Source organism: Nocardiopsis sp. NPDC006832 (genome assembly GCF_040635885.1).
Taxonomy (GTDB): Bacteria; Actinomycetota; Actinomycetes; order Streptosporangiales; family Streptosporangiaceae; genus Nocardiopsis.
The window spans coordinates 19,858-27,806 of record NZ_JBEYLC010000069.1 but is presented as its reverse complement, the minus strand read 5'-3'; the positions used below and the strand labels follow the sequence as shown (position 1 = coordinate 27,806).

General features: G+C 67.9%; 7 protein-coding genes and 1 pseudogene. 6 read left to right on the top strand and 2 right to left on the bottom strand.

Annotation, left to right across the window (positions count from 1 at the left end):
* Positions 1-317: pseudogene (locus ABZ717_RS24440) on the bottom strand (M23 family peptidase); the annotation flags it as partial.
* Positions 318-615: 298 nt separating this feature from the next.
* On the opposite strand from ABZ717_RS24440, the gene rpsB reads away from it, so the two are divergent.
* The 6 genes from rpsB (at position 616) to ABZ717_RS24410 (ending at position 6,383) form a co-directional block, all read left to right on the top strand.
* The gene (rpsB, locus tag ABZ717_RS24435) at positions 616-1,572 is read left to right on the top strand and encodes a 30S ribosomal protein S2 (protein ID WP_358514387.1); all 957 of its coding nucleotides are present in this window, start codon (positions 616-618) and stop codon (positions 1,570-1,572) included.
* A 151-nt stretch (positions 1,573-1,723) separates the two neighbouring features.
* Positions 1,724-2,560, top strand: coding sequence for a translation elongation factor Ts (gene tsf, locus ABZ717_RS24430; protein WP_358514380.1), 837 nt, complete (start codon positions 1,724-1,726; stop codon positions 2,558-2,560).
* Between the two features lie 174 nt (positions 2,561-2,734).
* Positions 2,735-3,478 (top strand): UMP kinase, encoded by a 744-nt coding sequence (gene pyrH / locus ABZ717_RS24425; RefSeq protein ID WP_067601899.1) that lies wholly within the window; start codon positions 2,735-2,737, stop codon positions 3,476-3,478.
* A gap of 86 nt (positions 3,479-3,564) precedes the next feature.
* Positions 3,565-4,122: a ribosome recycling factor gene (frr, locus tag ABZ717_RS24420; RefSeq protein ID WP_358514378.1), complete on the top strand. Its 558-nt coding sequence runs from the start codon at positions 3,565-3,567 to the stop codon at positions 4,120-4,122.
* Positions 4,123-4,125: 3 nt separating this feature from the next.
* The gene (locus tag ABZ717_RS24415) at positions 4,126-5,064 is read left to right on the top strand and encodes a phosphatidate cytidylyltransferase (RefSeq protein ID WP_358514376.1); all 939 of its coding nucleotides are present in this window, start codon (positions 4,126-4,128) and stop codon (positions 5,062-5,064) included.
* Between the two features lie 161 nt (positions 5,065-5,225).
* Positions 5,226-6,383: a pyridoxal phosphate-dependent aminotransferase gene (locus ABZ717_RS24410; RefSeq protein WP_358514384.1), complete on the top strand. Its 1,158-nt coding sequence runs from the start codon at positions 5,226-5,228 to the stop codon at positions 6,381-6,383.
* Here ABZ717_RS24410 and ABZ717_RS24405 read toward each other — a convergent pair.
* Entirely contained in the window at positions 6,355-7,869 is a 1,515-nt protein-coding gene (locus ABZ717_RS24405) for a methionine--tRNA ligase (RefSeq protein ID WP_358514374.1), read from the bottom strand. The genes ABZ717_RS24410 and ABZ717_RS24405 overlap by 29 nt on opposite strands.
* Positions 7,870-7,949 lie beyond the last annotated feature (80 nt).

Here is a 7,949-nt window from a genome sequence, read left to right as displayed (position 1 = left end):
GAATAGGTGGTGTGCGTCTCTCCGTGGGTCACGCTCACCACACCCACCCCGGCGACACTGCCGGCGAACCGTACCCGGCCCGGCCCCGCCGGGTACACGCTCTGCCCCGGCCCGGCGGCCAGGTCCACGCCCAGGTGTCCCGGCAGCCAGCGCTCCTCGGGTGGATCGAAGCCGCGCAGCACCTCCACGGGAGGATCCAACGGCCACCGCCATGGTCCCTGGACGGACGCGACGGCCGGTGTGGTTCGGAGCGGGTGAACGGGGAACAGCAGGAGCGTGAGGAACAGCGGGAGTACCCAGAGTCGGGGGTCTGTCATGTTTCCAGGATGCGTGCGGCGGACGTGTTCCGCCAGAGCCGATCCGAGTCTGTGGACAACCTTCGCCACGTCGATGACGTCCCTGGACACGGAGCCGTTCCGGGGTGTGCTCGGCGGAGGATAGAATCGTTCTCGGCCCACCAGGGTCGAACCATAATTCGCACGCCCACCTGCCTCCCTCGGGGGAGGGCCTGTGCCCACGGTCCACGCCGCCTCGCGCGGTGTGGTGGTGCGGGCGGGGCGTCAGGTACAACCGACGGCGGAACCCGCGTTCCGCCACCGCAAGGAGGACCAGGTCATGGCCACAGTCGTGACAATTCGCCAGCTCCTGGAGAGCGGCGTCCACTTCGGGCACCAGACCCGTCGCTGGAACCCCAAGATGAAGCGCTTCATCTTCACCGAGCGCAACGGCATCTACATCATCGACCTCCAGAAGTCGCTGGCGTACATCGACCGCGCCTACGAGTTCGTCAAGCAGACGGTCGCCCACGGTGGCACCATCCTGTTCGTCGGTACCAAGAAGCAGGCGCAGGAGGCCATCGACGAGCAGGCTCGTCGTGTCGGCATGCCCTTCGTCAACCAGCGTTGGCTGGGCGGCATGCTCACCAACTTCTCCACCGTGCACAAGAGGCTCCAGCGCCTCAAGGAGCTGGAGGAGATCGACTTCGACGACGTCGCCGGTTCCACGCTCACCAAGAAGGAACTGCTGAACCTTCGTCGTGAGAAGGACAAGCTCGAGCGCACCCTCGGCGGTATCCGCGACATGTCCCGCGTGCCCAGCGCCGTGTGGATCGTGGACACCAAGAAGGAGCACATCGCGATCAGCGAGGCTCGCAAGCTGAACATCCCGGTCGTCGCCATCCTCGACACCAACTGTGACCCGGACGAGGTCGACTACCCGATCCCGGGTAACGACGACGCCATCCGAAGCGTCAGCCTCCTCACTCGCGTCGTCGCCGACGCCGTCGCCGACGGTCTCCTGGTCCGCTCCGGTGCCTCCGGCGCGACCGAGGAGAAGGCGGCCGAGGAGCCCATGCCCGAGTGGGAGCGCGAGCTGCTCGAAGGCAAGGGCGAGACCGAGGCCGCCGAGGCCCCGGTCGAGACCGTCGCCGAGGAGAAGAACGAGGCCGCGGCCGAGGCTCCGGCCGAGACCGTGACCGAGGCCCCGGCCGACGAGGTCGCCGCCGAGGCTCCGGCCGAGGCCACCGCCGCCGACTCCCCGGTCGACGCCCCGGAGAAGGCCCCCGAGGCCTAGTAGGGAATCAGCGGTTCGCCGCTGAGTACCTTTCCGGTGCGCACCGACGCCTGAGCGCCGCCCCGCCCTTCGTCGGCGGGGCGGCCCGCGGGGTGTTCGCCGGACCGCTCCATTTCCAGACCAGACTTCACTAGGGAATCCGAGAACAGTCATGGCGAACTCCACCGCCGCGGACGTCAAGAAGCTGCGCGACCTCACCGGCGCGGGCATGATGGACTGCAAGAAGGCGCTGACCGAGGCCGACGGCGACTTCGACAAGGCCGTCGAGGCCCTGCGCATCAAGGGTGCCAAGTCCGTGGACAAGCGCGCGGACCGCACCGCCGCTCAGGGCACCGTCGTCGTGCGCAGCCAGGGCGAGGGCAATGCCACCCTGATCGAGCTCAACTGCGAGACCGACTTCGTCGCCAAGAACGACCAGTTCATCGCTCTGGCCGACCAGGTCGCCGACTTCGTCGCCGCCCAGGACGGCGATGACCTCGCGACCATCGCCGCCGCCGAGATCGAGTCGGGCAAGACCCTGCAGTCCTTCATCGAGGGCAAGAGCGCCGTCATCGGTGAGAAGCTCGAACTCCGTCGCATCGCCAAGTTCGACGGTGCCTACGTCGCCTCCTACCTGCACAAGTCCGACCCGGACCTGCCCCCGACCATGGGCGTCCTGGTCGAGCTGGACAAGGTGGACGAGGAGGTCGGCAAGGACCTCGCTCAGCAGATCGCCGCGCTGGCCCCCCAGTACGTCGACAAGGACCAGGTCCCCGAGGACGTCGTCGCCAACGAGCGTCGTATCGCCGAGGAGACCACCCGCGGTGAGGGGAAGCCCGAGCAGGCCATCCCCAAGATCGTCGAGGGTCGTCTCAACGGCTTCTTCAAGGAGGTCACCCTCCTCGGACAGCCGTTCGTCAAGGAGAACAAGAAGACCGTCCAGAAGGTCGTCGACGAGGCCGGTGTGAAGGTCAAGGGCTTCGTTCGCTTCAAGGTCGGCCAGGCCTAGGGGCTTTGACATGATGGAAGTGCCGGGGAGACGGAATCTCCCCGGCACTTTCGGTGGATATGGGCGGGTTTCGGGCAGATCTTGTTCGGACCGTCCGCAGCAGGAGCACTCGGGGGACCCTGTGCCACTCGGGAACAACAAGGGAGGCCGCAGGCCGTGTCGGAGAACGAAGCCATGACCACCGAAACGCCCATGCACGATTCCGGTTGGAAGCGTGTCATGCTCAAGCTCTCGGGGGAGGCGTTCGCCGGCGGTGGCGGTCTGGGCATCGAACCCGAGGTCGTCCAGTACGTGGCGGAGTCCATCGCCGAAGCGGTGTCCGAGGGCATCCAGGTCGCCGTGGTCGTCGGCGGCGGCAACATGTTCCGCGGCGCCCAGCTCACCGAGGGCGGCATCGAGCGCGGTCGCGCCGACTACATGGGCATGCTCGGCACCGTCATCAACTGCCTCGCCCTCCAGGACTTCCTTGAGCGCCTCGGCGTGGACACGCGTGTGCAGACCGCGATCCACATGAGCCAGGTCGCCGAGGCCTACATCCCGCGTCGGGCCGTTCGTCACCTGGAGAAGGGCCGAGTGGTCATCTTCGGTGCCGGTCTCGGTGCGCCCTTCTTCTCCACGGACACCACCGCCGCCCAGCGCGCCCTGGAGATCGGCGCCCAGGCGGTCCTCAAGGGCACCCAGGTCGACGGGGTCTACGACTCCGACCCGCAGCGCAACCCGGACGCGGTCAAGTTCGACAAGCTCAACTACAACGAGGTCCTCACCCGCGGCCTCAAGGTCATGGACGCCACCGCGGTCAGCCTGTGCATGGACAACGGGCTGCCCATCGTCGTTTTCGACCTGATGAGCCAGGGCAACATCCTGCGCGCCGTCCGCGGTGAGAAGATCGGCACCATCGTCGGTCCGACCTCCGACTGACGAGGGCGGGAGACCGTCCTGCGGCGTGGCCGAGGCCACGCACTCCAAGCCACGAACACCCAGCCGACAATCCGGGAGCGCCCACAATGATCGAAGAAACCCTCCTTGAGGCCGAGGAGAAGATGGAGAAGGCCGTGACCGTGGCGAAGGAGGACTTCGCGACGATCCGTACCGGTCGGCCCACCCCGGCCACCTTCAACAAGATCACCGTCGACTACTACGGTGCTCGCACGCCGATCAACCAGCTGGCCTCCTTCTCGGTGCCCGAGCCGCGCATGGTCGTCATCTCGCCGTTCGACATCAACGCGCGCACCGAGATCATCAACGCGATCCGCAACAGTGACCTGGGCGTCAACCCCTCCGACGATGGACAGGTCATCCGCGTGGTCTTCCCGGAGCTGTCCGAGGAGCGTCGCAAGGAGTACGTGAAGGTCGCGCGCACCAAGGCCGAGGACGGCAAGGTCGCCATCCGCAACGTCCGACGTCGCGCCAAGGACGGTTTCGAGAAGGCCGTCAAGTCCGGTGACCTGGGTGAGGACGAGGCCCACCGTGCCCAGTCCGAACTGGACGAGCTCGCGCACAAGCATGTCGGCACCGTCGACGAGCTGCTCAAGCACAAGGAAACGGAACTTCTCGAGGTCTAGTCGGTGAACCACCCTTCGAACGGCTCCGGAGGCGATGACCACTCGCCGGAGCACAGACCCGACGACCGTCCCCGTTCGGAGACGGACACGTCCGCCGGGCAGCGCTTCGTGCTGCACAAGCCGGGAGGTGCCCCGGTCAAGACCGGTCGCAACCTCCCGGTGGCCATCGCCAGCGGGTGCGTCCTCGGCGCGCTCGTCTTCTTCTCGGTCTTCCCCTGGCCTCAGCTGTTCACGATCATCACGTCCCTCGGGACGCTGATCGGTCTCCGCGAACTCAACCGGGCGTTCGGCGGCAAGGGCATGACCCTGGCCGTGGTCCCGTTGGCCGTGGGCGGTGTGGCGATGCAGGCCGGAGCCTACTTCGGCGGCGCCGAATGGTTGGTGGGCATCGCGGCCGTCACCGCGATCGCCTGCCTGGTCTGGCGGTTGCGCGGTGGGGCGGAGGGGTTCGTCGCCGACGCGTCGGCGAACCTGTTCACCCTCGTGTACCTGCCGCTGCTGTTGGCCACCTGGATGCTGCTCATCGCGCACCCGGAGGATGGACAGTACCGCCTGGTGGTGTTCATCGTGGTGACGATCTCCAGTGACATCGGCGGTTACTTCGCCGGGATCCTGTTGGGACGGCACAAGATGGCGCCGGTGATCAGCCCGAACAAGACCTGGGAGGGCTTCGGCGGCTCCGTGATCGGCTGTGCGGTGGCGGGGGCGCTGTGCGTCACCCTCATGCTGGACGGCCCCTGGTGGGTCGGCGTGGTCCTGGGTCTGGCCGTGGTGCTGGCCGCCACGGTCGGCGACCTCATCGAGTCGTTGTTCAAGCGCGACCTCGGGGTCAAGGACATGGGCCGGTTCATGCCGGGCCACGGCGGTCTGATGGACCGCATCGACTCCCTGTTGATCGCGGGTCCGGTGGTCTGGATCGTGCTCAGCCTGCTGCTTCCGTAAAGGCGGTCGCGCTCGTAGGGGCCCCTGGCCTCGTGGGATCCGGTGAGGCACCGGGCACCACGAGACCGGGGGCCCTCTCGTGTTCGGGGGACCGCCCGGTTGTGCCCGTGCCCGGACCGGGTCGATACGCTCGAAGGGTGGATGAACCGCTGATCGAACGCATGCGTACCTATGGTGAGACGATCTTCGCCGAGATGACGCGTCTGGCCGTCGAGACCGACTCCGTCAACCTGGGGCAGGGTTTCCCCGACACCGACGGGCCGCGAAGTCTGCTGGAGAACGCCTCGCGACACATCCTCGAAGGGGTGAACCAGTACCCGCCCGGCCCGGGACGTCCGGAGCTGCGCCAGGCGGTGAGCCGTTACCGCTCCCGTCACTACGGGTTGGACCTGGACCCCGAAACGGAGGTCTACGTCACCGTCGGTGCGACCGCCGGCATCGCCGCCTCGCTGCTGGCGCTGGTGGAACGCGGTGACGAGGTCATCGTCTTCGAGCCGATGTACGACTCCTACGCCGCGATGATCTCGCTGGCCGGCGGGGTGCGCCGCCCCGTGGCGTTGCGTCGCGACGACGCGACCGGCAGGTTCACCTTCGACCCCGCCGAGCTGCGCGCCGCCGTCACCCCGCGCACCCGGCTCATCATGGTCAACACCCCGCACAACCCGACCGGCACGGTGTTCACCGCCGAGGAGTCGGCGGAGATCGCCGCGCTATGCCGGGAAAACGACCTCATCGCGATCACCGACGAGGTGTACGAGTTCCTCACCTTCGACGAACGTCCCCACGTCCCCCTGGCCACCCTGCCGGGTATGGGCGAGCGCACCCTGTCGATCTCCTCGGTCGGCAAGATGTTCGCCGTCACCGCGTGGAAGACCGGCTGGGTGAGCGGCCCCGAGCCCCTGGTCCGGGCGGTGCGCACGGTCAACCAGTTCCTCACCTTCTCCGCCAACGGAGCCCTGCAGTTGGCCATCGCCGACGCCATCGACAACGAGGGTGCCTGGGTCGAGCGGCAGCGCCTGGCCATGCAGACCAAGCGCGACCGCCTCGCCGAGGGCCTCAGCGGCGCCGGGTTCGACGTGAACGTGTCCGAGGGCACCTACTTCCTGATGGCCGACGTTCGACCGTTGGGCTACCTCGACGGCGAGGACGTCGCCCGGGCGCTGCCTCGCGAGGCCGGTGTTGCGGCCGTGCCCGCCAAGGTGTTCTACGACCACCAGGACGAGGGCCGCCACCTGGTGCGCTTCGCCTTCTGCAAGAAGGACGAGGTGCTCGACGAGGCGGTGGCCCGACTCAGCCGGTGGGGGAGGAACGGGAGCTGATCCGACCGAACACCGGGGAGACCGGCGGTAGCCGATCACCGTCGGGCCCCGGCCGTTCCGTCAGCTGCGCGGTGAGCCGTTCCGCGGCGTCGGGCAGGAAAGGGCGCAGCAACCGGGCCAACGTTCGCCCGGTGGCCACCAGCTCGGCCAGAATCGAGTCCAGGGCGGCCGGTGCGATGTCCCCGCGACGTTCGGACCGGGCGACGAGCCACGGCTCCCGCTCGGCCACATACCGATTTCCGGCGTCGGCCAGCTCCACGATGGCACCGGTGGCCGCACGCAGGTCGAAGGCGTCGATCGCCTCGTTCACCGAGGACTCCGCTCGGGCACACGCCTCGGACAGCTCCGCAGAACCGACACCGGGGACCGTGCCGCCACGGTACTTCGCGACCATGGACACGGTCCGGTTCACCAGGTTGCCGATGGTGTTGGCGAGGTCCTCGTCGTGCCGGGCGATCAAACGGGCCTCGGTGTAGTCGGTGTCACCGGAGCGCCCGACATCGCGCAGCAACCACCAGCGCAGGGCATCGGTCCCGAACCGTTCGGTGATCGCGACGGGGTCGATGGTGTTGCCGGTGGACTTGCCGATCTTGTCACCGTCGGCGGTCAGGTACTCGTGCACCAGGAGTGTGGTGGGCGGTGAAAGCCCCGCCGAGAGCAGGATGGCGGGCCAGTACACGGCGTGGAAGCGCAGGATGCCCTTGCCGATGACGTGCACACGCTGATCGGCAAGGGTCCACCAGTGGTCGTGGTCGTCGGTGCCGTAGCCGGCCCCGGTGACGTAGTTGGCCAGGGCGTCGAACCACACGTAGATCACCTGGCCCGGGTCGTCGGGGACCGGGATACCCCAGCCGTGTGCGCGTTCCACGCTCCGGGAGACGCTGAAGTCCACCAGACCCGACGCGATGAAAGACAGCACCTCGCGCCGGCGGAAGTCGGGTTCGACCAGGACCTCGCCCGAGGACACCAGCTCGTGCAACCGATCCTGGTAGCGGGAGAGACGGAAGAACCAGTTCTCTTCGGCGACCTCCTCCGGTACGGTCCCGTGCTCCGAACACAGGCCCTCGGGGAGTTCGTCGGCCCCGTAGAACTGTTCGCATCCGGTGCAGTAGAGCCCGGTATAACCACGGCGATACAGGTCACCGCGCGCAAGGCAGGCCCGCCACAGCCGCTCCACCCCGGGCCGGTGCCTTGGATCGAAAGCGGTGCGCACAGTGTCATCGAAGGAGAGCGAGAGCGGGCCCGCCAGGTCGAGGAAGCCCCTGGAGGCCCGGTCGACGTAGGTGGCGGTTCGCAACCCGGACGCCCGGGCGCTGAGCACGTTCTTCAGCGAGTTGTCGTCGGTGCCGGTCTGGGCGCGGACCTCGTCGCCACGGTCACGGTGGGACCTGGCGAGCGTGTCGGCCTGCACCAGTTCCAGGGCGTGGCCGATGTGCGGTCTCCCGTTGACGTACGGGATGGCGGTGGTCACGTGGTAACGACCCAAGGTGGGTCCTCTCCGGCCCCGCCGGGCGCCCGCCGTGGGCAAGACCCGTTGGGGCCTTGCCGCGGACAGGGGTTCAGGGC

Coding starts and splice junctions, on each gene's coding strand:
- rpsB (WP_358514387.1), top strand. CDS start 616: ATGGCCACAGTCGTGACAATTCGCCAGCTCCTGGAGAGCGGCGTCCAC.
- tsf (WP_358514380.1), top strand. CDS start 1,724: ATGGCGAACTCCACCGCCGCGGACGTCAAGAAGCTGCGCGACCTCACC.
- pyrH (WP_067601899.1), top strand. CDS start 2,735: ATGACCACCGAAACGCCCATGCACGATTCCGGTTGGAAGCGTGTCATG.
- frr (WP_358514378.1), top strand. CDS start 3,565: ATGATCGAAGAAACCCTCCTTGAGGCCGAGGAGAAGATGGAGAAGGCC.
- ABZ717_RS24410 (WP_358514384.1), top strand. CDS start 5,226: ATGCGTACCTATGGTGAGACGATCTTCGCCGAGATGACGCGTCTGGCC.